Origin of the sequence: Aquincola sp. J276, from assembly GCF_024700035.1 — a bacterium.
GTDB classification, from domain to species: Bacteria; Pseudomonadota; Gammaproteobacteria; order Burkholderiales; family Burkholderiaceae_C; genus Aquincola; species Aquincola tertiaricarbonis.
This window is the reverse complement of sequence record NZ_JAJONC010000002.1, coordinates 547,101-571,608: the sequence shown is the minus strand read 5'-3', so window position 1 is coordinate 571,608 and position 24,508 is coordinate 547,101. Positions and strand designations below refer to the sequence as shown.

The 24,508-nt window shown below is 70.5% G+C and carries 23 protein-coding genes; 12 read left to right on the top strand and 11 right to left on the bottom strand.

All coding sequences use genetic code 11. The features are described from left to right. Nucleotides 1-63: 63 nt before the first annotated feature. Nucleotides 64-834 (top strand): class II aldolase/adducin family protein, encoded by a 771-nt coding sequence (locus LRS14_RS20460; protein WP_046115872.1) that lies wholly within the window; start codon nucleotides 64-66, stop codon nucleotides 832-834. On the opposite strand, the gene LRS14_RS20455 is transcribed toward LRS14_RS20460, so the two are convergent. Then, complete coding sequence (locus tag LRS14_RS20455) at nucleotides 831-1,454, bottom strand: enoyl-CoA hydratase-related protein (protein WP_257800861.1); 624 nt, start codon at nucleotides 1,452-1,454, stop codon at nucleotides 831-833. The genes LRS14_RS20460 and LRS14_RS20455 overlap by 4 nt on opposite strands. A gap of 137 nt (nucleotides 1,455-1,591) precedes the next feature. Here LRS14_RS20455 and LRS14_RS20450 point away from each other — a divergent pair, with 137 nt between their 5' ends. After that, nucleotides 1,592-2,896: a hypothetical protein gene (locus LRS14_RS20450; RefSeq protein WP_257800860.1), complete on the top strand. Its 1,305-nt coding sequence runs from the start codon at nucleotides 1,592-1,594 to the stop codon at nucleotides 2,894-2,896. A gap of 16 nt (nucleotides 2,897-2,912) precedes the next feature. Here LRS14_RS20450 and LRS14_RS20445 read toward each other — a convergent pair whose 3' ends face one another. Genes LRS14_RS20445 through lptF form a run of 5 tightly spaced genes read right to left on the bottom strand, consistent with a single transcriptional unit; the run spans nucleotide 2,913 to nucleotide 7,639 of the window. After that, entirely contained in the window at nucleotides 2,913-4,079 is a 1,167-nt protein-coding gene (locus tag LRS14_RS20445; protein WP_257800859.1) for a pyridoxal phosphate-dependent aminotransferase, read from the bottom strand. Between the two features lie 7 nt (nucleotides 4,080-4,086). Next, entirely contained in the window at nucleotides 4,087-5,037 is a 951-nt protein-coding gene (locus LRS14_RS20440; RefSeq protein WP_046115869.1) for a CysB family HTH-type transcriptional regulator, read from the bottom strand. A 24-nt stretch (nucleotides 5,038-5,061) separates the two neighbouring features. Continuing rightward, nucleotides 5,062-5,445, bottom strand: a complete 384-nt coding sequence (locus LRS14_RS20435; RefSeq protein ID WP_257800858.1) for a sirohydrochlorin chelatase — start codon at nucleotides 5,443-5,445, stop codon at nucleotides 5,062-5,064. Beyond that, entirely contained in the window at nucleotides 5,442-6,548 is a 1,107-nt protein-coding gene (lptG, locus tag LRS14_RS20430) for an LPS export ABC transporter permease LptG (RefSeq protein ID WP_257800857.1), read from the bottom strand. Before lptG ends, LRS14_RS20435 begins: the two co-directional genes overlap by 4 nt. Next, entirely contained in the window at nucleotides 6,545-7,639 is a 1,095-nt protein-coding gene (gene lptF, locus LRS14_RS20425) for an LPS export ABC transporter permease LptF (protein WP_257800856.1), read from the bottom strand. Before lptF ends, lptG begins: the two co-directional genes overlap by 4 nt. Nucleotides 7,640-7,666: 27 nt before the next feature. Between lptF and LRS14_RS20420 the strand changes: the two genes are divergently transcribed. The 5 genes from LRS14_RS20420 to ybaL all read left to right on the top strand — a co-directional run bounded on the left by LRS14_RS20420 (nucleotide 7,667) and on the right by ybaL (nucleotide 13,151). Then, a complete protein-coding gene (locus LRS14_RS20420; RefSeq protein ID WP_257800855.1) occupies nucleotides 7,667-9,124 on the top strand; it encodes a leucyl aminopeptidase in 1,458 nt (485 codons plus the stop codon). Nucleotides 9,125-9,152: 28 nt separating this feature from the next. Continuing rightward, nucleotides 9,153-9,614, top strand: a complete 462-nt coding sequence (locus LRS14_RS20415; RefSeq protein ID WP_257800854.1) for a DNA polymerase III subunit chi — start codon at nucleotides 9,153-9,155, stop codon at nucleotides 9,612-9,614. A 24-nt stretch (nucleotides 9,615-9,638) separates the two neighbouring features. Then, the gene (locus LRS14_RS20410) at nucleotides 9,639-9,977 is read left to right on the top strand and encodes a hypothetical protein (RefSeq protein ID WP_052736638.1); all 339 of its coding nucleotides are present in this window, start codon (nucleotides 9,639-9,641) and stop codon (nucleotides 9,975-9,977) included. A gap of 213 nt (nucleotides 9,978-10,190) precedes the next feature. Continuing rightward, nucleotides 10,191-11,330, top strand: coding sequence for a branched-chain amino acid ABC transporter substrate-binding protein (locus tag LRS14_RS20405; protein ID WP_046115865.1), 1,140 nt, complete (start codon nucleotides 10,191-10,193; stop codon nucleotides 11,328-11,330). Between the two features lie 132 nt (nucleotides 11,331-11,462). Continuing rightward, nucleotides 11,463-13,151: a YbaL family putative K(+) efflux transporter gene (gene ybaL / locus LRS14_RS20400; RefSeq protein ID WP_257800853.1), complete on the top strand. Its 1,689-nt coding sequence runs from the start codon at nucleotides 11,463-11,465 to the stop codon at nucleotides 13,149-13,151. 48 nt (nucleotides 13,152-13,199) lie between these two features. Here ybaL and LRS14_RS20395 read toward each other — a convergent pair whose 3' ends face one another. Next, on the bottom strand, nucleotides 13,200-13,649 hold the full coding sequence (locus tag LRS14_RS20395) for a PA2169 family four-helix-bundle protein (RefSeq protein ID WP_046115863.1): 450 nt from the start codon (nucleotides 13,647-13,649) through the stop codon (nucleotides 13,200-13,202). Between the two features lie 129 nt (nucleotides 13,650-13,778). Further along, nucleotides 13,779-14,096, bottom strand: a complete 318-nt coding sequence (locus LRS14_RS20390) for a hypothetical protein (RefSeq protein ID WP_046115862.1) — start codon at nucleotides 14,094-14,096, stop codon at nucleotides 13,779-13,781. 82 nt (nucleotides 14,097-14,178) lie between these two features. Between LRS14_RS20390 and LRS14_RS20385 the strand changes: the two genes are divergently transcribed. From LRS14_RS20385 to LRS14_RS20375, 3 genes are all read left to right on the top strand, one after another. Continuing rightward, nucleotides 14,179-15,441: a DEAD/DEAH box helicase gene (locus LRS14_RS20385; RefSeq protein ID WP_257800852.1), complete on the top strand. Its 1,263-nt coding sequence runs from the start codon at nucleotides 14,179-14,181 to the stop codon at nucleotides 15,439-15,441. Nucleotides 15,442-15,516: 75 nt separating this feature from the next. Further along, nucleotides 15,517-18,171, top strand: coding sequence for an alpha-ketoglutarate dehydrogenase (mdeB, locus tag LRS14_RS20380; RefSeq protein WP_257802185.1), 2,655 nt, complete (start codon nucleotides 15,517-15,519; stop codon nucleotides 18,169-18,171). Nucleotides 18,172-18,353: 182 nt separating this feature from the next. Further along, the gene (locus LRS14_RS20375) at nucleotides 18,354-18,836 is read left to right on the top strand and encodes an FxDxF family PEP-CTERM protein (RefSeq protein ID WP_257800851.1); all 483 of its coding nucleotides are present in this window, start codon (nucleotides 18,354-18,356) and stop codon (nucleotides 18,834-18,836) included. Between the two features lie 46 nt (nucleotides 18,837-18,882). Here the strand turns inward: LRS14_RS20375 and LRS14_RS30380 are convergent, their stop codons facing one another. The 3 genes from LRS14_RS30380 to flhD all read right to left on the bottom strand — a co-directional run bounded on the left by LRS14_RS30380 (nucleotide 18,883) and on the right by flhD (nucleotide 22,126). Next, nucleotides 18,883-21,057, bottom strand: a complete 2,175-nt coding sequence (locus LRS14_RS30380; RefSeq protein ID WP_257800850.1) for an ATP-binding protein — start codon at nucleotides 21,055-21,057, stop codon at nucleotides 18,883-18,885. Between the two features lie 170 nt (nucleotides 21,058-21,227). Then, nucleotides 21,228-21,779 (bottom strand): flagellar transcriptional regulator FlhC, encoded by a 552-nt coding sequence (gene flhC, locus LRS14_RS20365; RefSeq protein WP_257800849.1) that lies wholly within the window; start codon nucleotides 21,777-21,779, stop codon nucleotides 21,228-21,230. 23 nt (nucleotides 21,780-21,802) lie between these two features. Further along, nucleotides 21,803-22,126 (bottom strand): flagellar transcriptional regulator FlhD, encoded by a 324-nt coding sequence (flhD, locus tag LRS14_RS20360; protein ID WP_250194931.1) that lies wholly within the window; start codon nucleotides 22,124-22,126, stop codon nucleotides 21,803-21,805. A gap of 147 nt (nucleotides 22,127-22,273) precedes the next feature. Between flhD and LRS14_RS20355 the strand changes: the two genes are divergently transcribed. Both LRS14_RS20355 and LRS14_RS20350 read left to right on the top strand, forming a co-directional pair. Then, complete coding sequence (locus LRS14_RS20355; protein WP_257800848.1) at nucleotides 22,274-23,167, top strand: DUF2272 domain-containing protein; 894 nt, start codon at nucleotides 22,274-22,276, stop codon at nucleotides 23,165-23,167. Between the two features lie 91 nt (nucleotides 23,168-23,258). Then, nucleotides 23,259-24,443, top strand: a complete 1,185-nt coding sequence (locus LRS14_RS20350; protein WP_257800847.1) for an acetyl-CoA C-acyltransferase family protein — start codon at nucleotides 23,259-23,261, stop codon at nucleotides 24,441-24,443. Nucleotides 24,444-24,508 lie beyond the last annotated feature (65 nt).

The following is a 24,508-nucleotide window of genomic DNA, read 5'->3' as shown; positions in this document are numbered from 1 at the left end:
ATCATCGCCGTGCGCTGGGTATTGTCCACATACTGAAGTTTCTAAATTTTGTGGAGGCAAGCAATGGCACCGATCGAGATCCCCAGCCTGAAAGGCAGCGTCAGCCCCGAGGAATGGCAGACGCGGGTGGACCTGGCGGCCGCCTACCGGCTGGTGGCGCTGTTCAAGTGGGACGACCTGGTCTTCACCCACATCAGCGCGCGCGTGCCGGGCACCGAGGACCAGTTCCTCATCAACCCCTATGGCCTGATGTTCGAGGAGATCACCGCCAGCAGCCTGGTGAAGGTGAACCTGGCCGGCGAGAAGCTGGAGGTCTCCCCGTTCCCGGTGAATCCGGCCGGCTTCACCATCCACAGCGCCATCCATGCGGCGCGGCACGACGCGGCCTGCGTGCTGCATGTGCATTCGCTCAACGGCATCGCGGTGTCGGCGCAGAAGGGCGGCGTGCTGCCGCTGTCGCAGCAGTCCATCTTCGTGATGGGCTCGCTGGGCTACCACGGCTACGAAGGCGTGGCCCTGCGCGACGACGAGAAGCCGCGCCTGGTGCAGAGCCTGGGCCGCAACACCTTCCTGATGCTGCGCAACCATGGCCTGCTGACGGTGGGCCGCGCGATCCCCGATGCCTTCCTGTCGATGTACCTGTTCGAGACCGTCTGCACGATCCAGGTCCGGGCGCAGGCCGGCGGCGGCGAGCTGATCCATGTGCCGCAGGAAATCATCGCCACCGCGCGGGAGCAGTCGCGCCAGGTGACGCAGGGCGTGGGCCCGGGCGCGCTGGCCTGGCCCGGCCTGCTGCGCCGGCTGGAGCGGCAGATGCCCGGCTTCGACCGCTAACTGCGGCTGCGGAACCACTCCTTGGCCGCGGCGATGCGGTCGGCCGGCACGCCGGCCAGCTTGCGGCCCCAGCGCAGGGCCTCGGCCAGGGCTTCGCCGGGCGGCACCACCTCGTTGGCCAGGCCCATGCCGTGCAGGCGACGGGCGCTCAGGGCTTCGGTCAGCCACAGCAGCTGCATGGCCAGCGGGCGCGGCAGCTGCAGCGTGAGCGCCGCTGCAGCCTGCGGCTGCGTCCAGGAGAAGCAGGCGTCGTCGGCTGCGATCACCACGTCGCAGGCCAGGGCCAGCACGAAGCCGGCGTCCACCGCATGGCCCTCGACCGCGGCGATGACCGGCTTGGGGCTGGAACGCATCACGTCGATCAAGCCATCGAAGGCGGCCTCGAAGCCGCCGGGGCCGGCTTCGTCATGGCCCAGCGCATGCGGGTCGGCGCCGGCGCAGAAGTGGGCACCGTCGCCATGCAGCACGATGCAGTGGACGCCGGGCTCGTCGGCCGCGTTGTTGATGGCCTCGATGCCGGCGGCGCAGGCCTGGGCCGACAGGCTGTTGCGGTTGGCGGCACCGCGAAGGGTGAGCACCAGCGTGGTGTCGCGGCGTTCGGTCAGCAGTTCGGAAGACATCGATTCATGCGGCACTGAAAGGCCGAAAAGCGCTGCGGATCATTGTGTCATGCGGCTTTGCGCCACCCCGGGGACAGGGGGGCGCATGCTAGAGTGAACCGCATCCCTCCAAGCCGTTTTCCAACGCAATCCGACGCATGAGCGATGCTGGCGTTCGACGCCATTTCCAGCCTTCGGCCATGCACCCCTGGTGGCTGGCCGCCGCCGTGGCCGCCAGCCTGGCCACCGCACCCGCCGCGGGCCAGCCGACCCCGGCCCCGACCGAGCCTGCCGCACTGCTGCCCGCCGCATCGGGCGCAGCCTCCAGCCCCGATGCCACGCCGCCCGCGCTGACCGACGCCCTGGCTGCCCTGCGCCGTGCGGACGAGGCCCGTGCCCAGCAGGTGGCGCAGCTGCAGGAACAGCTCAAGCACCTGCGTGGCCAGGTGGAATGGCACGAGGCCGTGCTGCCGTGGATGGGCGCCGCCCTGGCGCTGCTGGCCGGCGGCCTGGGCTTGCTGGCCTCCTGGTCGGCGCGCCGGCAGCGCTCGGCGCGGCCGGCAACCGGGTCGCCGCATGCACCTGCGTCGCCAGCGGCCTTCGGCGCGTCCACGTCACGCCCCGGCAGCCTGCCGGCCGCCGGTGATGCGGCCACCGCGTCGTCGGCCAGCGGCAGGCCTGCCGGCCCGGCCAGCCAACCGGCCGGCATGGCCGGTGCCGGCCCGCAAGGCGCCGCGGGCAGGCAGGGCCCAGTCAACCCCGCCGCAGCCAACCTGCCCGACGCGCCCACCGCCGCGCAGGTGCCGGCGCTGCTGGAGCGGCCCGAGTTCGTCTCCAGCACGCGGCCGGTGCCGCAGCTCTTCTCCACGCCGGCCACGCCGGCACCGCTGCTCAGTGCCGATGCCTTGATCGACCTGGAGCAGCAGGCCGACTTCTTCGTGGCCCTGGGCCAGGAACAGGCGGCGGTGGAACGGCTGCTGGCCGAACTGCGCACGGTGGAAGGCCGCAGCCCGATGCCCTGGTTGAAGCTGCTGGAGATCCATCGCCGGCAGGGCGACCGGGCTTCCTACCAGCGGGCGCTGGACCGATTCCGCCAGCGCTTCGGCCCGCATGGCGCGGAGTGGACCGACCCTCACCCCGAAGGCCGGCCGCTGGAGGACCATGCCGAGGCCATGGCCCGGCTGCAGGCGCTGTGGCCGGTGCCGCAGGACGTGATGGCGCTGCTGGAACGCCTGGTGGGCGGCTGCGAGCCCAACAGCGTGCTGTCGCTGGCCGCCAGCCAGGATGCGCTGCTGCTGTACCAGCTGGCGCGCAGCTTCCTGCCCGAGACCGCGGCGCAGCCGCCCGCACCCGACGTCGATCTGCTGCTGCCGATGGACAGCGCGGCCGCGCTGTCGGGCCGTGCGGCGCGCGGCGGGCGGGTGGACCTCGATCTGTCCAGCGGCGTGACCCCACTGGCCTGACGCCACGGGGCGTGCGCTACAGCCGCGCCAGCCGGTCCAGCGCGCGCTGCAGCGTCTCGTCCTTCTTGGCGAAGCAGAAGCGCACGATGCGCTGCTCGAAGCCGTCGGCATAGAAGGGCGACAGCGGGATCGCGGCCACGCCCACCTCGGTGGTCAGGCGCCGGCAGAAGTCGGTTTCGTTGACCGAGTCATCTATCGCCGAGTAGTCCACGCACTGGAAGTAGCTGCCTTCGCTGGGCAGCAGCTTGAAGCGCGTGTTGGCCTGCAGCCCGGCGCGGAACAGGTCGCGCTTGCGCTGGTAGAAGGCCGGCAGGTCCAGGTAGGGCGCCGGGTCGGCCATGTAGCTGGCCAGCGCATGCTGCACCGGCGTGTTGACCGTGAACACGTTGAACTGGTGCACCTTGCGGAACTCGGCCGTCAGCGCCGCGGGCGCCGCCACGAAGCCCACCTTCCAGCCGGTGACGTGGTAGGTCTTGCCGAAGCTGGACACCAGGAAGGTACGCGCCGCCAGCTCGGGGATGCTGGCCGCGCTCACGTGCGGGCGGCCGTCGTACACCATGTGCTCGTAGACCTCGTCGCTGATCAGCAGCACGTCGGTCGGGCGCAGCAGCGCGGCCAGCTGCTGCATCTCCTCGGCCGTCCACACCGTGGCACTGGGGTTGTGCGGCGAGTTGACGATGATGGCTCGCGTGCGCGGCGTCATCGCCGCGGCGATCAGGCCGAAGTCGGGGCGGAAGCTGCCGGGCGTCAGCGGCACGCGCACGATGGTGCCGCCGGCCAGCTCGATGTTGGGGCCGTAGCTGTCGTAGCAGGGCTCCAGCACGATGACCTCGTCGCCCGGGTGCACGCAGCACAGGATGGCGGTGAGGATGCCCTGCGTGGCGCCGGCGGTCACGGTGATCTCGGTGCCGGGGTCGTAGGCATGCCGGTACAAGTTGGCCAGCTTGGCCGCGATGGCTTCGCGCAGCGCGGGCACGCCGGGCATCGGCGGGTACTGGTTCAGGCCCTGCTGCATGGCCGCAGTCACCGCTTCCACGAGGCGGGGGTCGCAGTCGAAGTCCGGGAAACCCTGGCCGAGGTTGACGGCGCCATGTTCCTGGGCCAGCGCCGACATCACGCTGAAGATGGTGGTGCCCACGTTCGGCAGGCGGCTGGGCAGGGTGGGAGTGCGGGTCGTGCTCATGGAAGGTTCACAGCTGGTAGTCGTCGGCGTCCTGTTCGCTGCCCATCGCGCGGCTGATGAGGCTGCGGTTCAATCGGTCCGACAGCAGTTCGGCAAAGGAATAGACGAAGTTGCGCAGGTAGGCGCCGCGCTTGAAGGCCACGTGCGAGACGTTCTGGCCGAACAGGTGGCCCAGCGGCCGGGTCACCAGGTCGCCGCCGGGCGGATCGTCGCGCACCGCCATCTCGGCCACGATGCCCACGCCCAGGCCCAGTCGCACATAGGTCTTGAGCACGTCGGAGTCGATGGCTTCCAGCACGAAGTTGGGCGCCAGGCGGCGCTGGGCGAAGGCCGCGTCGATGCGCCGGCGGCCGGTGAAGGCGGCCTGGTAGCACACCAGCGGCTCGGCGGCCAGCTGCTCCAGCGTGGGCCGCTCCACCGCCGCCAGCGGATGCGCCGGCGGCACCACCAGCACATGCTGCCATTCGTAGCAGGGCAGGGTCACCAGGCCGTCGATCTCGTGGATGCTCTCGGTGGCCATGCCGATGTCGGCGCTTTCGTCCAGCAGCATGCGGGCCACGTCGTTGGGCGTGCCCTGGTGCATGCTCACGTTCACCTTCGGGAAGCGCTTGCGCAGCGCGGCCACCGGCTCGGGCAGCATGTAGCGCGCCTGGGTGTGGGTGGCGGCGATGGACAGCGTGCCGGCGTCCTGCAGGCTGAACTCCTCGCCGATGCGCTTCAGGTTGCCCACCTCGCGCATGATGATGTCGATCGACTTCAGCACCTGCTGCCCGGGCTCGGTGATGCGCTTCAGCCGCTTGCCGTGGCGGGTGAACACGTCCACGCCCAGCTCTTCCTCCAGCTCGAGGATGGCCTTGCTGACGCCGGGCTGCGAGGTGTGCAGGGCCTTGGCGGTCTCGGTGAGGTTGAGGCCGCGGCGGGCCGCCTCCTGCACGAAGCGGAACTGGTGGAGATTCATCGCAACCCCGTCATCGCAATGCGGTCACGCCAGCCGCGCCGCGGCCGCGGCCATCGCGTCGATCACGTCGGGCATCTCGCCGACGGCCGCATGCAGCCTGAACTGCACGCCGGCATGCTCGGCCTGCAGCCGCTCCATCAGGGCCGGCAGGTCCTTGCGGACATGGCCGCCGGCACCCAGGAACAGCGGCAGCACGTCGATGCGCCGGCAGCCCGCGGCCACCAGCGCGGCGGCCGCCGCGGGCAGCTCGGGCTGCATGAACTCCAGGTAGGCCAGCTGCACCCGCAGGCCGGGCCGCTGGGCGCGCACTCGCGCAGCCACCGCCTCGAAGGGCTCGGCCCAGCGCGGATCGCGCGCGCCGTGGGCGAACAGCAGCAGGCCGCCGCCATGGGAAGAAGGGTCGCTCATCGGTACCTCACGAGCCAGGTGAAGGCCGCCAGCGACATCAGCAGGTACAGCAGGCTGGGCGTGGCGGCGACCACCCAGGGTGTCCAGTTGCGCAGCAGGCCGAGGTGGCTGGCCACGTTGTTCAGCAGCACGAAGCTGATGCCCAGCAGGATGCCGCCGAACACCTTCAGGCTGACGCCGCCCGAGCGTGCATGCAGGTAGGCGAAGGGCAGGGCCAGGCCCATCATCACCAGGCAGGCGAAGGGATATAGCGCCTTCTTCCAGAACAGGATGGCATGGCGCTGCGCGGCCTGTTCCTGGTCTGTCAGGTGCATGCTGTAGCGCCACAGCTCGATGGTGGACATGGTGCTCACCGGCAGCACCGCCGCGGCCACCACGTCGCCGGTGAGGCTGGTGGGCCATTCGAGCTGCGCATGCTTCTCGTCCACCAGCCTGGCGCCGGCCACGTCGGTGGGCCAGTGGGTGACGGTGGCCTGCGCCAGCTGCCAGTGGCCGCCGTCGGTCACCCGGCCGCTCTCGGCGCCCACGCGGGTGAGCAGCCGGCCGTCGCGGTCGAACTCGAAGATGCGGATGCCCTGCAGCCGGCCGTCGGCGGTGGTGCGCTGCACGTTGACCGAGATGTTGCGCTCACCTTCCGGCGTGCTGCGGCGGTCCTTCAGCCAGGCGCCGGCGCGGCCCAGTTCGCGCCCGCCCTGGGTGCGCGACTGCACCGCCACCGCCTGCCGTTCCGAGGCCGGCGCCACGTAGTCGCCGATGACGAAGGTGACGATGGCGAAGGCCGCGCCCAGGCCGGCCAGCAGGGCCAGTGCGCGGCCCGGGCCCAGGCCACCGGTGCGCAGGATGGTGAACTCCGACGACTGCGCCAGCCGCGACATGGCGTAGATGGCGCCGATCAGCACGGCGATGGGAAACAGCTCGTAGAAGTGGCCCGGCATGTCCAGCAGGCCGGACAGCAGGGCCGAGCCGATCGTGAAGCCGGGCCGGCCCACCTTGTCCAGCGCATCCACGAAGTCGATGAAGAAGAACAGCGACAGGAAGGCCAGGGCCACGAACACCACGGCGCTGGAGATGTCGCGGTACAGCAGGCGGCGCACCGTCTTCATGCGGCAGCCCTCCGGGCGCTGCGCCAGCGCAGCGTGGTGCCATGGTCGCGCCACCACAGCAGCGCCAGGCCCACGCCGAACATGCTGCCGTGCAGCGCCAGCAGGGAGGGGCCCAGCGACAGACGGCCCGAGGCGATCCAGGCCTGCGACAGGTTGATGAGGTTGTAGTAGACGATGAAGCCCAGCAGCGCGAACAACAGGTTCCAGTTGCTGGCGCGGCGCGGGTTGGTGGCCGCCAGGCCGATGCCCAGCAGCAGCAGGTTGCCCGCGCCCAGCAGCAGGCCGAAGCGCCAGGCCAGCTCCGCCTGGTTCTTCAAGGTGGGGTTGTTCATCAGGTCGACGGTACGGGTGGCGCGGGGCGGTTGCTCGCCGGCACGCTGCACCGAGCGTTCGTCGGCCAGCACCCGGTAGGTCTCGAAGCGCGACAGCGTGCGGTTGCCGGTGGTCAGGTCGGTCTCGTTGCGCTGGCCGCTTTCCAGCACCAGCCAGCGGCCGTCGTCATGGGTTTCCAGCCGGCCGCTGCGCGCGGAAATCACCGACTCCTTCTCGCCGTCGTGCGTCAGCACGAACACGTTGCGGGCATTGGGCGACTGCTCGGTCTCGCGCTCGACGAAGAACACCCGGCTGCCGTCGCGCGAGGTCTGGAACACGCCGGGCGTCACGCGAGACAGGTCCGAGCGCTGCTGGTAGCGGTCGCGCAGGTCGGTGGAATTGCGGTTGCCCCAGGGCCAGACGAACAGCACCAGCGCGCCCACCACCACCAGCACCGGCCAGCAGGTGCGCAGCACCGGCTTGACGAAGCGCGACAGGCTGACGCCCGAGGCGCTCCAGATGGCCATCTCGCTGTCCCGGTAGATGCGCCCGAGCGTCACCACGATGGCCACGAAGAGGGACAGCGCCAGCATGGTGGGCAGGTGGCCCAGCGAGGTGTAGCCCAGCAGCAGCACCACGTCCTGCGGGCCGATCACGCCGCCGGCTGCCTGTCCGATGGTGCGGATCAGCATGATGGTCAGCACGATGGTGAGGATGACCACGAGGGTCGCACCGAAGGTCCTGGATAACTCTTTGCGCAGCGTCGTATCGAATAACATCGTGCGTTCTTCAAACCTGCGCGCATTATGGACTTCCGTTCTCTCTCCATCGGCCCGTCGGGGCTCGGTTCGCTGGCAGCCGATGCGCTGCTTGTCGTGGTGGTGGGCGAGGCCGTGCCGGCCACGCTCGACACCCCCGTGGCCGCGCTGTTGAACGATGCCATCGCGCAGGGCGACTTCGCCTTGAAGGCGGGCCGCAGCCTCTATCTCCACCGCCCGGCCGGCCTGAAGGTGCCGCGGCTGGCCTTCGCCGCCGCGCCGGCGTCCACCGTCAAGGCCTTCAAGGCCGCGGTGGCCGCGGGCGTGGCCACGCTGAAGGCGTTGGGCGCCAAGCACCTGGCCGTGGCCTGCGCCGGCGCGCCGCTCACGCCCGCGCATGCGGATGCCCTGGTGGGTGCGATCGGCGATGCGGTCTACCTCTATACCCAGTCCAAGCCCAGTGCGCCGCCGGCCTCCAGGCTGGCCAAGGTCACGCTGCTGTGCACCCGCGAGGAAGCCACCGGCCTGCAGAAGGGCCTGCTGCGCGCCGCCGCGGTGCATGAAGGCGTCACCCTGGCGCGCGAATGCGCCAACCTGCCGGGCAACATCGCCACGCCCACCTTCCTGGCGGAGCAGGCCAAGTCCATCGGCAAGCAGTTCGGCATGAAGGTGCAGGCCTTCGACCGCAAGGCCGTCGAGAAGATTGGCATGGGCTCCTTCCTGTCGGTGGCGCAGGGCTCGGACGAGCCGCTGCAGTTCATCGTCATGCAGTACCAGGGCGCCGGCAAGAACGACGCACCGGTGGTGCTGGTGGGCAAGGGCATCACCTTCGACACCGGCGGCATCTCGCTCAAGCCCGGTGCCGAGATGGACGAGATGAAGTTCGACATGGGCGGCGCGGCCAGCGTGCTGGGCACCATGCGGGCCATCGGCCAGCTCAAGCCCAAGGTCAACGTCGTGGCGCTGATCCCCTCGTGCGAGAACATGCCCAGCGGGCGCGCGGTCAAGCCGGGCGACGTGGTCACCAGCCTGTCGGGCCAGACCATCGAGATCCTGAACACCGACGCCGAAGGCCGGCTGATCCTGTGCGATGCGCTCACCTACGCCGAGCGCTTCAAGCCCAGGGCGGTGGTCGACATCGCCACGCTCACCGGCGCCTGCGTGATCGCGCTCGGCCACATCCACAGCGGCCTGTTCACCGCCGACGACCAGCTCGCCGCCGACCTGATGGCCGCGGCCGACAGCGCGCTCGATTCCGCCTGGCGCATGCCGCTGGACGAGGAATACGGCGAGGGCCTGAAGAGCAACTTCGCCGACATGGCCAACATCGGCGGCCGCCCGGGCGGCGCCATCACCGCGGCGATGTTCCTCAAGCGCTTCACCGCCAAGTACCGCTGGGCGCACCTGGACATCGCCGGCACCGCCTGGAAGGGCGGCGCGGCCAAGGGCTCCACCGGCCGGCCGGTGCCGCTGCTGACGCACTTCGTGCTGCAGCAGGCCCGCTGAAGCGCCCGGCCCGCCACACACGCCAGCCGTGCCTGCCACCGTCGAGTTCCACACCGGCATGGCCGACAAGATCGGCTTCGCCTGCCGGCTGCTGCGCAAGGCCTACGCCAGGGGCGCGCGGGTGGCGGTGACCGGTGCGCCCGAGCTGCTGCGCCAGCTCGACGATGCGTTGTGGCTGTTCGAGCCGCAGCAGTTCGTGCCGCATGTGCGGCTGAAGGCGGGGCAGCAGCCCGCACCGCGGCTGCTGCGCACGCCGCTGTGGTTGCTGGATGCCGGCGCCGAGCCCCCGCACCGGGAGGTGCTGGTGAACCTGGGTCCGGCGATGGCCGAAGGTCCCGACGATTTCCAGCGCGTGATCGAGCTGGTGGGCGGCACGCCCGAGGACCGGGACGCCGGCCGCCGCCGCTGGCGTGCCTGGGAGGCGGCCGGTGCGAAGATCGTGCACCACGCCCAACAGGCGACAGGCGGCCCGGCACCCGGCCCGGCCTGAGCGTTGCCCCCGAGGAGCTGCCCGATGAGCACGATGTCCCGCTCGGCCCTGCCCACCTTGACCGAGATCGTCCGCGTCGACGCGGCCGCGGACATCGCGCAGCTGCCCGAGCCGCCGCTGCTCGATGCGGTGATCGCACCCGGCCTGCCCACCGACCACCAGCTCACCCAGCGGGTGCTGGCCGACGTGCAGCGGCAGATCGACCTGATGCTGGAGTACCGGCTGCGCGAATCGCTGGCGCCGGCCATGGCGCGACTGACCGAGGCCCTGGTGCACGAAGCCCGCACCGAGCTGGCCAGCACGCTGCGCGACGTGGTGGCGCGCGCGGTGGCGCAGGAACTGGCGCGCCAGCGCGGGCGCTGAGCCCTGCGGCAAACCCTCGTCAGGGTTTGCGAGCGTCTGTCATCGGCCGGCGCCTTCTGCACGTTCAGGGCCCACGCCGATCGGGTTTCCACCACAGGTGGCACAGGGCCTGCTACAGGAAAGCGCTGGGCAGAACAGGCACTGTTTTGGAGTATCTTCTCGGCCGTTGAGAAATCCACCCATACCTCTCAACCCATCAATCGGAGAGTTTGAATGCAAGTCAAGTTGAACGTGATCGTTGCCGCTGCCGCCGTGCTGTTCGCGGGCGCCACGAGTGCCCAGGAACTGGTGGTGAAGATCGGCCACGTCGGCCCCACCAGCGGCCAGATCGCTCACCTCGGCAAGGACAATGAAAACGGCGCCCGCATGGCCATCGACGAGCTCAACGCCAAGGGCGTGATGATCGGCGGCAAGAAGGCCAAGTTCGAACTGCTGGCCGAAGACGACGGCGGCGACCCCAAGCAAGGCACCGCTGCCGCGCAGAAGCTGGTCGACAGCAAGGTCAACGGCGTGATCGGCCACCTGAACTCGGGCACCACCATCCCCGCGTCCAAGATCTACAGCGACGCCGGCATCCCGCAGATCTCGCCCTCGGCCACCAACCCGAAGTACACCCGCCAGGGCCTGAAGACCACCTTCCGCGTGGTGGCTGACGACGTGCACCTGGGCGGCACGCTCGGCAAGTACGCCGTGACCGAACTGAAGGGCAAGTCGATCGCCGTCATCGACGACCGCACCGCCTACGGCCAGGGCGTGGCCGACGAGTTCGAGAAGGGCGTCAAGGCCGCCGGCGGCAAGACCGTGGGCCGCGAATTCACCAACGACAAGGCGACGGACTTCACCGCCATCCTGACCAGCCTGAAGGGCAAGCAGCCCGACGTGGTGTTCTTCGGCGGCATGGACGCCGTGGCCGGCCCGATGCTGCGCCAGATGAAGCAGCTGGGCATCAATGCCAAGTTCATGGGTGGCGACGGCATCTGCTCGGGCGAGCTGCCCAAGCTGTCGGCCGGCACCATGGGCGACGGCCAGGTGGTGTGCGCCGAAGCCGGCGGCGTGGAAGGCGATTCCAAGGCCTCGCTGGACAAGTTCAAGGTCGACTTCAAGAAGAAGTTCAACGCCGACGTGCAGATCTATGCACCTTACGTGTACGACGCCGTGATGGTGATGGCCGATTCCATGGTCAAGGCCAACTCCGCCGAGCCGGCCAAGTACCTGCCGGTGCTGGCCAAGGCCAGCTACAAGGGCGTGACCGGCAACATCGCCTTCGACGAGAAGGGCGACATCAAGAACGGCGCGCTGACCCTGTTCACCTACAAGGGTGGCAAGCGCGAGCAGATCGCCGTCGTGCGCTGATCGACGTCGCTCTGCAGCCCAAGACGCCCGCCTTCCGGCGGGCGTTTTTCTTGGCCGCGCGGAATGGGGCTACGGGCGGGAACCGCCCCGGCGCATGACGCTCCCACAGGTCATACCAGCAGGAGGGAAGCGGTGCCGCACAGTGTTTCGTTGATCACCACCATCGCGGCAGGCCTGGGCCTGGCGCTGGTCCTGGGCTTCGTGGCCGTGCGGCTGAAGCTGCCCGCGCTGGTGGGCTACCTGCTGGCGGGCGTGCTCATCGGGCCCAGCACGCCGGGCTTCGTGGCCGACCTGGACATCGCCGGCCAGCTGGCCGAGATCGGCGTGATGCTGCTGATGTTCGGCGTGGGGCTGCACTTCTCCCTGGACGACCTGCTGGCGGTGCGGCGCATCGCGCTGCCCGGCGCGGTGGTCCAGATGGCCGTGGCCACGCTGCTGGGCGGCGCGGCCGCCTGGGCCTGGGGCTGGAACCTGGGTGCGGCGCTGGTGTTCGGCCTCAGCCTGTCCGTGGCCAGCACCGTGGTGCTGCTGAAGGCCTTGGAAGCCGCCGGGGTGATGGACTCGATGAACGGCCGCATCGCCGTGGGCTGGCTGGTGGTGGAGGACCTGGCCATGGTGCTGGTGCTGGTGCTGCTGCCGCCGCTGGCTGGCTGGCTGGGCGGCCAGTCCGCGCCAGGGCCGGAGCTGTGGGCGACGCTGGGCTGGACGCTGCTGCAGGTGGCCGCCTTCATCGCGCTGATGCTGCTGGTGGGCCGGCGGGTGTTCCCGTGGCTGCTGTGGCAGGTCACGCGCACCGGCTCGCGCGAGCTGTTCACGCTGTGCGTGGTGGCAGTGGCGCTGGGCATCGCCTATGGGTCCGCGGCGCTGTTCGGCGTGTCGTTCGCGCTGGGCGCATTCTTCGCGGGCATGGTGATGCGCGAATCGGAGTTCGCGCACCGCGCGGCCGAGGAATCGCTGCCGCTGCGCGATGCCTTCGCGGTGCTGTTCTTCGTGTCGGTGGGCATGCTGTTCGACCCGCATGTGCTGGTGGACCAGCCGCTGCGGGTGCTGCTGGTGGTGGCCATCGTGGTGGTGGGCAAGTCCATCGCGGCCATGCTCATCGTCATGCTGTTCCGCTATCCGCTGAACACGGCGCTGACGGTGTCGGCCGGCCTGGCGCAGATCGGCGAGTTCAGCTTCATCCTGGCCGCGCTGGGCATGAGCCTGGGCCTGCTGCCGGCGCAGGGGCAGAGCCTCATCCTGGCCGGCGCGCTGATCTCGATGGCGCTCAATCCGCTGGTGTTCGCGGCCATCGAGCCGGCGCGGCGCTGGATCCTGGCGCACTCGGCGACCGCGCGGCGCCTGGAAGCCGCCGACGATCCGCTGGCCGAGCTGCCCACCACCACGGCCGAGCGCTTCCTGTCGGGCCAGGTGGTGCTGGTGGGTTATGGCCGGGTAGGCCGGCGCATCGCCGCGGCACTGGCCGAGGCCGGCGTGCCCTATGTGGTGGCCGAACAGAACCGCGAGCTGGTGGAAAGCCTGCGCGCGCAGGGCGTGCCGGCGGTGTCGGGCGACGCGGCCGATCCAACGGTGCTGATCCAGGCGCATGTGGCACGGGCCAGCATGCTGGTGATCGCCACCCCCGACACCCTGGACGTGCGGCAGATGGCCGAGACCGCCAGCCTGCTGAACCCGGGCATCGAGATCGTGGTGCGCACCCACAACGAGGCAGAGGGCGAACTGCTGCGCAGTGAACAGCGCATCGGCCGCGTCTTCATCGGCGAGCGCGAGCTCGCCACGGCCATGGCCGGCTTCGTGCTCGGCCGCTTCGGCAAGGCATGAAAAAGGGCCGGTGCACCGGCACCGGCCCTTCAGCGGGTCACACGGTGATCAGGCGGGCGTCGAATCGCGCAGCGCCTTGATCTGGTCGTGGTTGGCCTGCACGCCGGCCATCTGGCGTTCCACCACCTGGCGCACTTCGGCCGGCAGCTCCTGCTTCAGGGCCTTGCGGTAGGCAGCCAGGGCGGTGTCCTCGCCGCGCTCGCACTCTTCCAGCACGGCGTGGTCGCCGCTGCCCGGGGTCAGCGCATCCTTGATCGACACCCAGCCGCGGTGCAGGGCGCCGGCGGCGCTGCCGCTTTCCTCGGGCTTGCCACCGAAGCGCACCACCAGGGTCTGCAACTCGGCGGCGCCGCGGGCGCAGTCGGCCGCACGGCGTTGCAGGGTTTCCTTCAGGGCCGGGGCGTTCACCCGCTCGGCCGACTTGGCGAAGCCGTACTCGCCGTCCTTGGAGGTCTCGATGAGGTCGTTCAGTACACCGATCACGTCGCGGTCGTTCATGCCTATCTCCTTGTTCAAGTCCAATGACCCCTCCATGATGGTCACCGCACCGGGCGACCGCAGCCGGAAGAGGGCGGGCAGCGGTGTACGAAGGCGCCTACGCAGCGTCAGGCGGCAGGCCGTCGCCGGTCAGTGGTGCAGGGGCAGCGCGGCGGCGCCGGCTGCCACCAGCTGCAGGTCGGCGCACAGCGGCGCGGCCGGCCAGTCGGCGCAGCACGCCCGCGCGGCCACACGGTCGGCCTCGTCCCAGGCGTCGGCCGCAGCCATCTCGGCATCGGTGGGTTCGTCATGGCGGAAGCTGCAGCCGCTCCAGCGGTCGCGCTTGTGCACCGCGGCCAGGGCCTGGTCGGCACTCAGGCCGTGGGCGGCAAGGTAGGCCAGCGCGGCCCGGATGCCACGTTGCTGCTCCTCCTCGGTCGCGCCTTCGATGTTCACGCGCAGTTCCATTCCGCCGCTCCTTCCAGCGCCGCCCGCCAGGCGGCGGCCACGGCCATCGGCAAGCCGGGTGCCCGTGCGCCGACAATGCACCATGTCCTTCGCCTCCCTGGGCCTGTGCCCCGCCTTGCAAGAAGCCGCCGCATTGCGCGGCTACGACCACCCCACCGAGATCCAGCTGCGCGCGATTCCGGCCGTGCTGCGCGGCGAGGATGTGCTGGCCCAGGCCCGCACCGGCTCGGGCAAGACGGCGGCCTTCGTGCTGCCCCTGTTGCAGCAGCTGCTGGCCACCCACCGCGACGGGCCGCGCCGGCTTCGAGGCCTGGTGGTGGTGCCTACCCGCGAGCTGGCGATGCAGGTGGCCGAGACGCTGCACGACCTGTCGCACGGCCTGGCGGTGCGGGTGAAGACGGTGGCCGCCTATGGCGGCGTGTCGATCAATCCGCAAATGATGGCGCTGCGCGGCGAGGCCGACTTCGTGGTGGCCACGCCCGGCCGCCTGCTGGACCTGGTGCAGCACAACGCGCTGCGCCTGTCGGGCCTGCAGGTGCTGGTGCTGGACGAAGCCGACCGGCTGTTCGACCTGGGCTTCGCCGACGAGCTGCAGCGGCTGCTGGCGCTGCTGCCGTCGGGGCGGCAGAACCTGTTCTTCTCGGCCACCTTCGCGCCGCCAGTGCAGGCGCTGGCCGAGGCGCTGCTGCGCCAGCCGGTGCGGCTGCAGGTGGCCGATGCACCCGAGACGGTGCAGCCGGCCATCGTGCAGCGCGCCATCGTGGTGGATGCACCACGGCGCACCCAGCTGCTGCGCACGCTCATCGAGCAGGGCACGGCCGACGGCAGCAGCCGCCAGGTGCTGGTGTTCGCGGCCAGCCGCTACGCCACCGAGCTGGTGGCCGACAAGCTGCGCCGCGCCGGCATCGACGCCGGCGCGCTGCATGGCGAGCTGAGCCAGGGCGCGCGCACGCAGGCACTGGCGGCCTTCAAGTCGGGCGCGCTGCGGGTACTGGTGGCCACCGACGTGGTGGCCCGCGGCATCCACGTGCCACGCCTGCCGCTGGTGGTCAACTTCGACCTGCCGCGTTCGGTGACGGACTACACCCACCGCATCGGCCGCACCGGCCGAGCCGGCCTGGCCGGCACGGCCATCAGCTTCGTGCCGCCGGAGGCGGAGGCCCATTTCCGGCTGATCGAGAAGCGCCAGCAAATGCGGCTGCCGCGCGAGGTGGTGCCGGGCTTCGAGCCCGGCCCGGTCGCTGAGCCGCCCGCGGCGCCGGCGGCCGACCCCCACGGCGGCGTCAAGGGCAGGCGCAAGAGCAAGAAGGACAAGCTGCGCGAGGCCGCCGCCCGCGGCGGCTGAGCCTGGCCGGCGGCCGCCGGGCCGCTACAGTGGCTGCATCCTCAGCCATAGCAGGGTCATGCAGTGAACGGTCCGATGGTGTTCCACCCGGCGCAGGACGCCGATCCCCAGGAAAGCGCCGAATGGCGCGACGCGCTGGCCGCGGTGCTGGCGCAGGCCGGGCCCGAGCGGGTGCGGCAGATCATGGACATGCTGTCGGCCACCGCGCGCCAGCCGGCCATCGGCTGGCAGCCGCAGCGCGGCACACCCTACGTCAACAGCATTCCGCCCGAGGCCCAGCCGCCGTTCCCCGGCGACCTGGCCATCGAGGAGCGCCTGGCCTCGCTGATGCGCTGGAATGCCCTGGCCATGGTGATGCGCGCGAACCAGGCCTATGGCGAGCTGGGCGGCCACATCGCCAGCTATGCCAGCGCGGCCGACCTGTTCGAGGTGGGCTTCAACCACTTCTTCCGTGCCGACGACCTGGTGTTCTACCAGGCGCATTCGGCTCCCGGCGTGTATGCCCGCGCCTTCCTCGAAGGCCGGCTGGGCGCCGACGACCTGGCCCATTACCGGCAGGAGATCACCGCCCGCCAGCGCGGGGTGCAGGGCCTGTGCAGCTATCCGCATCCGTGGTTGATGCCGGACTTCTGGCAGTTCCCGACCGGCTCGATGGGCATCGGCCCCATCTCGTCGATCTACCACGCGCGCTTCATGCGCTACCTGCAGCACCGCGGCCTGCAGGCCACTGCCGGCCGCACCGTGTGGGGCGTGTTCGGCGACGGCGAGATGGACGAGCCCGAGAGCATGAGCGCGCTGACCCTGGCCGCGCGTGAGCAGCTGGACAACCTGGTGTGGGTGGTCAACTGCAACCTGCAGCGGCTGGACGGCCCGGTGCGCGGCAACGGCCGCATCGTCGACGAGCTGGAGGCGCTGTTCGCCGGTGCCGGCTGGCGCGTCATCAAGCTGGTGTGGGGCTCGGACTGGGACGGCCTCTTCGCGCGCGACGCCGGCGGCGCCATCGCCGAAGCGTTCTCGCACACGGTAGACGGCCAGTTCCAGACCTTCGCCGCGAAGGACGGCCGCTACAACCGCGAGCACTTCTTCAACCAGAACGAAGCCTTGCGCGCGCTGGCCCAGGGCCTGACCGACGAGCAGATCGACCGCCTGAAGCGTGGCGGCCACGACCTGGTGAAGATCCATGCCGCCTACCACGCGGCGCTGCACACCAGCGGCCGGCCCACGGTGATCCTGGCGCAGACCAAGAAGGGCTACGGCATGGGCGAGGCCGGCCAGGGCCGCATGACCACCCATCAGCAGAAGAAGCTGGACCGCGCCGACCTGGTGGCCTTCCGCAACCGCTTCGCCCTGCCGCTGACCGACGACGAGGCCGCCGGCCTGCAGTTCATCAAGCCCGCCGACGACAGCCCGGAAATGCGCTACCTGCATGCACGCCGCCAGGCCCTGGGCGGGCCGGTGCCGGCGCGCCGCAGCCCGCACCTGCCGCTGGCGCTGCCCGAGCCGGCGCGTTATGCCGACTTTGCGCTCAACGCCGCCGGCAAGGAGATGAGCACGACCATGGCCTTCGTGCGCATGCTGGCCAACCTGCTGAAGGACCCGGTGCTGGGCCCGCGCATCGTGCCCATCGTGGCCGACGAGGCCCGCACCTTCGGCATGGCCAACCTGTTCAAGACCATCGGCATCTATGCCAGCACCGGCCAGCACTACGAGCCGGAGGACATCGGCTCGGTGCTCAGCTACCGCGAGGCGCAGGATGGCCAGATCCTGGAGGAGGGCATCAGCGAGGCCGGCGCCATCAGCTCCTGGGTGTCGGCGGCCACCAGCCATTCGGTGCACGGGCTGCCGATGCTGCCGTTCTACATCTACTACTCGATGTTCGGCTTCCAGCGCATCGGCGACCTGATCTGGGCGGCCGCCGACCAGCGCGCCCGCGGCTTCCTGCTGGGCGCCACCGCCGGGCGCACCACGCTGGGCGGCGAAGGCCTGCAGCACCAGGACGGCCACAGCCTGCCGATGGCCGCGGCCGTGCCCAACTGCAAGGTGTACGACCCGGCCAGCGCCGCCGAATTCGCGGTGATCCTGGACGACGGCATGCGCCGCATGCTGCAGCAGGGCGAGGACTGCTTCTACTACGTCACGCTGATGAACGAGAACCAGCCGCAGCCCTCGCTGGCGCCGGAGCGGCATGCCGACGTCATCCGCGGCCTGTACCGCCGCCAGGCGGCGCCGGCCGATGCACCGGCGGTGCGGCTGCTGGGCTCCGGCACCTTGATGGCCGAGGTGGAAGCCGCCGCCCGGTTGCTGCAGGACGACTGGCAGGTGGCGGCCGAGCTGTGGCGCGTCACCAGCTACAGCGAGCTGGAACGCGAGGCCAAGGCGGCGCAGCGCCAGCACCGCCTGCACCCCGGCCAGCCCGCGCCCGCCAGCCATCTGTCGACCTGCCTGCCCGGCCACGTGCCCATCGTGGCCACCAGCGACTACATCCGCGCCTGGCCGCAGCTCATCGCGCCGTACCTGCAAGCGCCAATGACGGTGCTGGGCACCGATGGCTTCGGCCGCAGCGACACCCGGGCCGCACTGCGCCGGTTCTTCGAGGTGGACCGCCACCACATCGTGCTGGCTGCGCTCACGGCGCTGGCGGACCACGGCGCGCTGGACCGCGGCCTGTGCATGCAGGCCATCGAGCGCTATGCGCTGAAGGACGACGGCATGCCGCCGTGGCAGGCTTGAGGCACCGCTGCGTTACAACTGTCTGACCTTTGGTTTCAGCTCCGACACTTGTGTGGGAAAGCGCTTACAACGCCGCATGTAATCCATCGGAACAGGGGGATGAGCCGCACAAGGCGGTCACGGAGACTTCGCTGCGTCGCCCCCTGCCGTCCTGGGGGCGCTTTCAACAGGGAAGTCCAACAATGAAACTGAACCACCTCGTCGCCGCTGCCGTTCTGGCCGTCTCGGGCGCCCAAGCCTTCGCCGTCACCCAGGGCGAAAGCTTCAACACCGCTTCGTCGACCTACAAGTTCGGCGCCTCGGAAATCGACGCCAACGGCACCTTCACCTTCACGCTGGACGCCACCGAAGGCGCCATGCCCGGCGTGTACAACATCGTCGGCTCGCTGAGCGCCACCAACTTCTCGTTCACCGGCGTGACGCTGAACAGCCAGTCCTGGACGGTCAACTCGGTCAACAACGGCAAGGCCAGCTTCGGCTACATCGAGCTGACGTCCAGCATTCCCCTGAGCCTGTCGGTGTCGGGCATCAAGACCGGCACGGGCGCCGGCGTGTTCAGCGGCGAGCTGGTGATGGCCCCGGTGCCGGAACCCGAGACCTACGCGCTGATGCTGGCCGGCCTGGGCGCCGTGGGCTTCGTGGCCTGGCGCCGCCGCTCGAACTGAGCTGCAGCCGCACTGAACGGACAGAGGGCCCCGCGGGGCCCTTTTTTCATGGCCGCACCGCGCGAGCGATGGCATCCAGCATCGCATCGACCGCATACGGCTTGCGCAGCACCTGCGCGTCGGTCTCGATCGGCTGGGCCGAGTAGCCCGTGGCCAGCACCACCGGCAGGCCGGGCCGGTGCGTGCGGCACCAGTCCGCCAGGTCGATGCCGGTGAGCGTGCCCGGCATCACCACGTCGGTGAACAGCAGGTCGAAGGCTTCGCCGGTGAGCAGCCGGGCGCGCGCCTCGTCGGCGCTGCCGCACAGCTTCACCTGGTGGCCGGCATGCTCCAGCGCCGGCACCACCACTGACGACACCAGCATGTCGTCCTCGGCCATCAGGATGCGCAGCATCGGCAGCGGCGCGGGCGGCGGGGCATCCGGCTGCTGCGGCGCCGGCGACAGCTCGGACGTGGGCAGGATCAGCGTGACGGTGCTGCCGCTCCCCGGGGTGCTCTGCAGCCGGATGTCGCCGCCGGAGCGGCGCGCGAAGGCATGCACCTGCGCCAGGCCGAGCCCGCTGCCGGCGCCCACCGGCTTGGTGGTGAAGTAGGGCTCGGCGGCCTGTTCCAGCGTGCGGGCGTCCATGCCGCTGCCGTTGTCCACCACCTGCAGGCAGGCATAGCGGCCGGGCGGCAGCTTCAGCGTCTCGTCCGCATGCGCCGGGCGGCCGATCACCTGCACCGTGCCGCCGTCGGGCATCGCATCGCGCGCGTTGAACACCAGGTTGAGCAGTGCCAGCTCCAGCTGCGACGGATCGACGAACAGCGTGGGCATGTCCGGCGCCACCGCGGCCACCAGTTGCACCCGGTCGCCCAGCGCCTTGCTGGCCAGCTCGCGGCTCTTGAGCAGCTGGTCGGCCAGGCTCACCGGCTGCGGCTGCAGCGGCACCGAGCGGCCGAAGGTCTGCATCTGCCGCACCAGGTCGGCGGCCTTGCCGCTGGCGCGCAGCGCGGCCTGCACCACCCGCCGCTGCGGGCCTTCCGGCGCACTGCGGTTGACCAGCTGCAGCCCGGTCATGATGGTTTGCAGCAGGTTGTTGAAGTCGTGCGCCAGGCCGCCGGTCAGGCGGCCGATGGCCTCGTGCTTCTGGCCTTCCAGCAGCTTGGCCTGGGCCTGTTCGGCCTGGGCCACCGCCTCGGCCACGCGCTGCGCCATCTCCTGCGCCGACTGCTGCAGCCGCTGGCCGGCCACATGCAGTGCGCGGCCCACCTGGTTCACCTCCGACACGCCGGTGTGCAGCTCGGGCGGCACCTCCTCGGCACCCAGCCGGGCTGCGCTGTCGCGCAGTGCCAGCAGCGGCGCGCCGATGCGGTTGGCCGCCACCACCGCCAGCCCCAGGCCCAGCAGTAGCAGCACGCCCGAGGCGGCCACCGCCTGCAGGGTGACGCGCCGGGCCGCCTCGTTCAGCGTGCGCAGCGGCAGCCCGATGACCACAGACCAGCCGTAGCGGTTGGGCGCGGTGAGGTAGGTGAGCGAAGGCACGCCGTCCAGCGTGACCGTCTCGGCCAGGCTTTCGCGGCCGGCCTTGGCCCGTGCGAGCACGTCGCCGGTGGCGCTGCTGCCCAGCCAGCGCAGCGGGTCGCGGTTGCGGGCGATCACGCGCTGCTGCTGGTCCATCACCGTGGCCACGCCGCCTTCGGGCCAGCGCTGCTGGTCCACCACGGCCTGCACCACCGCGGGCTCGAAGGCCACGCCCACGTTCAGCCGCGGCGGTTGCGGCCCGCGCGGCGCCACGAACACCGCCACCACCGGCTGCTGCAGCCGCGGCCCGCTGGGGGTGAAGACCACCTGCGGCTCGCCCTCGCTCCATGGCGCGTCGGGCAGCCGCGGCACGGCGGAGGTGCCGAAGGGATGGCGCGTGTTGGCCAGCTGCCGCTCGCGCTCCACCACGAAGGCCCAGGCGCCGCTGGCGCTGGTGGCCACGCTGGCTTCCTGGTGGAAGCGGGCGAGGTCGTCCTGCAGCAGCGCGCTGGAAGCGCCGAGCGCGCCGGCCAGCACCACCCGCTTGTCCAGCTCGCGTTCCACCAGGCCGTTGAGGCTGCGGCCGAGCTGCTGGATGCGTTCGATCGCCGCATCCGCCTCGCGCAGGTAGGTGGCACGGGCCAGAAGGCCGAAGCCGGCCACGGCGGGCAGCCACACGGCCAGCACCAGCAGCAGGAGACGGGTACGAATGCTCACGCCAGGCTCACGGACGACACGACAAGCTTGCAAAGGTAACAGCGACGGCGCCCGCCCCGCCTGAGGACGCGCAAAGCCGCCAAAAAAAGAGCGGGCCCGGGGGCCCGCTGGAAGCACATGGGACATGTGCCAGGAGGAGACGGTGAAACCAGGAGATGAGGCGCGCGGTGTCAGTGCAGCGCCGCCGGCACGGTGAGCGAGCCGCCGGCCTTGCCCTTGCCGGCACGCGCCGGCGGGTGGCACAGGCCGCAGGTGTAGTGGCGCGCGATCTCGTGCGGATGGGTGACGAACTGGCCGCCGCAACGGTTGCAGCGGGTGGTGGTGAGCATGCCGTTGTCGATGAACTTCACCAGGCGCCAGGCGCGGGTGATGGACAGCAGCGGGTCGAGGTGCTCGGCCGCGGTCTGCTCGAGGTACAGCTTGTAGGCCTTGATGACGATGTCGATGTCGTCCAGGGCCGCCACCTTGTTCAGGTATTCATGGATGTTCATGAACAGGCTGGCATGGATGTTGGGCTGCCAGGTCATGAACCAGTCGGTGGAAAACGGCAGCTGGCCCTTGCTGGGGCTCTTGCCCGCCACTTCCTTGTACAGGCGCAGCAGCCGCTCATAGCTGAGGTCGGTCTCCGATTCCAGTACCTGCAGCCGGGCGCCCAGGTGGATCAACTGGACGGCGCGATCGACCTGCTTCGCTTCGTCCAGGATGCTCTTGTTGCGTGCCATGGTGCGGGTACTGCGGTGGAGGTTCAGGCGGCTTCCTGGTGGCGGCCGGCCATCAGGATGGAGGCGTGCAGGCGGTTGACCGCGTCGTTGGCCGAGGCCTTGCCATGGCTGGTGAGCAGGTTCCACACGAGCTCATCGTCCATGCGGAAGCGGCACAGCAGCGTGTTGCCCGAGGCGATCTTCATGATCTGCGCGGCCGACAGCGTGCCGATCAGCGTGGCCGTGTCCTCGCTGATGCCCAGGCGGTACAGGGCCTGCTCGCGGTCGGCGCGGATCAGGCTCTGGGCCAGCATCAGGTAGCTGAGGTTGGCTTCACGAATTTCGGCGAGGATCTGGTCGGCGGTCATGTCGGGCTCCTGGGGTTGCAGCGTTGCGGTGCGTGCTGCGATGGAAGGAACTTTAGAACCCGGAACAGGGGGGCGACAGTGGCCCATCTCTGTGCATTCGGTCCCGGTTGTTCCAACCCCCTTGTCAGGCAACTTCCTACACGTCGCATGTTTTCACGGTGTTTCTTCCTGCTTGGGCGGTGGGCCCCGGTGCTGCTGGCCGCGGGCGCGGTGGTGTTGCTGGCTGGCTGCGCTGCCCGCGGCGGCCGCGTGCCACCCACCACCGTGGGGCCGCAGCAGGTGGCGGCCATCGTCGCGGCGGCCGATGCGCAGTGGCGGCGCTGGGGCGGTGCCTGGGTGCTGCAGCAGCCCGGCGGCGAAAGCTGCGGCGTGCTGGCCGACGGCAGTTGCCAGCCGGTGGACGACGGCTGCGGGCGCGAGCAGTCGGCGGCGCTGTGCCCGGTGGTCAACGACTATTGGCGCGCGCTGGGCCGCGGCGGCAGCGGGACCGAGCGCCATGCCTGCCCCCAGCCCGACCGCTGCCAGGCGATCTGGCCCGCGGAGGCCGGGCGGCCGCAGCGCACCGCGCCATGGTCGGCCGCCTTCGTCAGCGCGGTGATGCGCGAGGCCGGCTTCGGCCCGCGGGAGTTCCGCTTCAGCGCCGCGCATGCGCAGTACGTGGTGGCCGCAAGAGACGGGCAGACCTCCGCCTTCGAGGTGCTGCCCACGCCCACCACCCTGGCGCCCGGCGACCTGGTGTGCGGCGTGCGCACCGAGGAAGCGCGGCAGCGCCAGATCGGCCTGCATGAGATCCGCGGCGGCGGGGAGGGCGAGGGCGTCACGCCGATGCACTGCGACATCGTGGTGTCGGTGGACGGCCAGGCACTGCGGGCGCAGGCGGTGGGCGGCAACGTGCAGCAGTCGGTCTCGCGGCGCGAGCTGCTGCTGGGCCTGGACGGCCGCCTGTACTGGTCGCCCGAGGGCGAACCGGGCTGGGCGCTGGTGATGAAGCCGCGGCGTACGCCGGCGGCCGCATCGCCGTGCAGCGGCGCCGACTGTTGAGCCATCGCAGAAACCACGCATGGCCTGCATGACAAGATGGGTGTGAAATGCGTCACATCCATCCGTTCCATCCTGCACCGGAGTCATTGCAATGAGCACTCGTGATGTCGTCGTCCTCAGCGCCGCCCGTTCGGCCATCGGCACCTTTAACGGATCCCTGGCCGACATGGAGCCGGCCGAGCTGGCCGGCACCGTGATGAAGGCGGCGGTCGAGCGCTCCGGCGTCGACCCGCGTCTCATCAACTACGTGACGGTGGGCAACACCATCCCCACCGAGAGCCGCTTCGCCTACGTGGCCCGCGTGGCCGCCATCCAGGCCGGCCTGCCGATGGACTCGGTGGCGATGTCGGTCAACCGGCTGTGCTCCTCGGGCCTGCAGGGCATCGTCACCACGGCGCAGAACATCCTGCTGGGCGATTGCGACTACGGCATCGGCGGCGGCGTGGAGGTGATGAGCCGCGGCGGCTACCTGAGCCCCGCGATGCGCAGCGGCGCCCGCATGGGCGACACCAAGCTGATCGACATGATGGTGGCCACGCTGACCGATCCGTTCGGCGTCGGCCACATGGGCATCACCGCCGAGAACCTGGTGGCCAAGTGGGGCATCACCCGCGAAGAGCAGGACGCGCTGGCAGTGGAGTCGCATCGCCGCGCCGCCGCCGCCATCGCCGAGGGCCGCTTCAAGTCGCAGATCGTGCCCATCGTCAAGCAGACGAAGAAGGGCGAGGTCACCTTCGACACCGACGAGCATGTGAAGCCTGCCACCACGCTGGAGACGCTGGCCAGGATGAAGCCGGCCTTCAAGAAGGACGGCTCGGTGACGGCGGGCAATGCCTCCGGCATCAACGACGGCGCGGCCTTCTTCGTGCTGGCCGATGCCTCGGTGGCGCAGGCCGCCGGCTACAAGCCGATGGCCCGGCTGGTGAGCTATGCGGTGGCCGGCGTGCCCAACGAGATCATGGGCGAAGGCCCGATCCCGGCCACGCGCATCGCGCTGAAGAAGGCCGGCCTGAGCATCGACCAGCTCGACGTGATCGAAAGCAACGAGGCCTTCGCGGCGCAAGCCATCGCGGTGTCGCGCGGGCTGGAGCTGGACATGGCCAAGACCAACCCCAACGGCGGCGCCATCGCGCTCGGCCACCCGATCGGCGCCTCGGGCGCCTTCATCGCCACCAAGGCGCTGTACGAGCTGCAGCGCACCGGCGGCCGCTATGCGCTGGTGACGATGTGCATCGGCGGCGGCCAGGGCATCGCCGCGGTGTTCGAGCGGCTGTGAGCTGCACCGGCCGCCCGGGCGGCCGTCTCCGGGGCTGCACCCGGAATGCCTGAAGCAAGCTGAAA

What these genes read in the sequence shown, in the direction of transcription:
- LRS14_RS20460 (WP_046115872.1), top strand. Translation starts at nt 64, where the DNA reads ATGGCACCGATCGAGATCCCCAGCCTGAAAGGCAGCGTCAGCCCCGAG.
- LRS14_RS20455 (WP_257800861.1), bottom strand. Translation starts at nt 1,454, where the DNA reads ATGTCTTCCGAACTGCTGACCGAACGCCGCGACACCACGCTGGTGCTC.
- LRS14_RS20450 (WP_257800860.1), top strand. Translation starts at nt 1,592, where the DNA reads ATGAGCGATGCTGGCGTTCGACGCCATTTCCAGCCTTCGGCCATGCAC.
- LRS14_RS20445 (WP_257800859.1), bottom strand. Translation starts at nt 4,079, where the DNA reads ATGAGCACGACCCGCACTCCCACCCTGCCCAGCCGCCTGCCGAACGTG.
- LRS14_RS20440 (WP_046115869.1), bottom strand. Translation starts at nt 5,037, where the DNA reads ATGAATCTCCACCAGTTCCGCTTCGTGCAGGAGGCGGCCCGCCGCGGC.
- LRS14_RS20435 (WP_257800858.1), bottom strand. Translation starts at nt 5,445, where the DNA reads ATGAGCGACCCTTCTTCCCATGGCGGCGGCCTGCTGCTGTTCGCCCAC.
- lptG (WP_257800857.1), bottom strand. Translation starts at nt 6,548, where the DNA reads ATGAAGACGGTGCGCCGCCTGCTGTACCGCGACATCTCCAGCGCCGTG.
- lptF (WP_257800856.1), bottom strand. Translation starts at nt 7,639, where the DNA reads ATGTTATTCGATACGACGCTGCGCAAAGAGTTATCCAGGACCTTCGGT.
- LRS14_RS20420 (WP_257800855.1), top strand. Translation starts at nt 7,667, where the DNA reads ATGGACTTCCGTTCTCTCTCCATCGGCCCGTCGGGGCTCGGTTCGCTG.
- LRS14_RS20410 (WP_052736638.1), top strand. Translation starts at nt 9,639, where the DNA reads ATGAGCACGATGTCCCGCTCGGCCCTGCCCACCTTGACCGAGATCGTC.
- LRS14_RS20405 (WP_046115865.1), top strand. Translation starts at nt 10,191, where the DNA reads ATGCAAGTCAAGTTGAACGTGATCGTTGCCGCTGCCGCCGTGCTGTTC.
- LRS14_RS20395 (WP_046115863.1), bottom strand. Translation starts at nt 13,649, where the DNA reads ATGAACGACCGCGACGTGATCGGTGTACTGAACGACCTCATCGAGACC.
- LRS14_RS20390 (WP_046115862.1), bottom strand. Translation starts at nt 14,096, where the DNA reads ATGGAACTGCGCGTGAACATCGAAGGCGCGACCGAGGAGGAGCAGCAA.
- LRS14_RS20385 (WP_257800852.1), top strand. Translation starts at nt 14,179, where the DNA reads ATGTCCTTCGCCTCCCTGGGCCTGTGCCCCGCCTTGCAAGAAGCCGCC.
- mdeB (WP_257802185.1), top strand. Translation starts at nt 15,517, where the DNA reads ATGGTGTTCCACCCGGCGCAGGACGCCGATCCCCAGGAAAGCGCCGAA.
- LRS14_RS20375 (WP_257800851.1), top strand. Translation starts at nt 18,354, where the DNA reads ATGAAACTGAACCACCTCGTCGCCGCTGCCGTTCTGGCCGTCTCGGGC.
- flhC (WP_257800849.1), bottom strand. Translation starts at nt 21,779, where the DNA reads ATGGCACGCAACAAGAGCATCCTGGACGAAGCGAAGCAGGTCGATCGC.
- flhD (WP_250194931.1), bottom strand. Translation starts at nt 22,126, where the DNA reads ATGACCGCCGACCAGATCCTCGCCGAAATTCGTGAAGCCAACCTCAGC.
- LRS14_RS20355 (WP_257800848.1), top strand. Translation starts at nt 22,274, where the DNA reads ATGTTTTCACGGTGTTTCTTCCTGCTTGGGCGGTGGGCCCCGGTGCTG.
- LRS14_RS20350 (WP_257800847.1), top strand. Translation starts at nt 23,259, where the DNA reads ATGAGCACTCGTGATGTCGTCGTCCTCAGCGCCGCCCGTTCGGCCATC.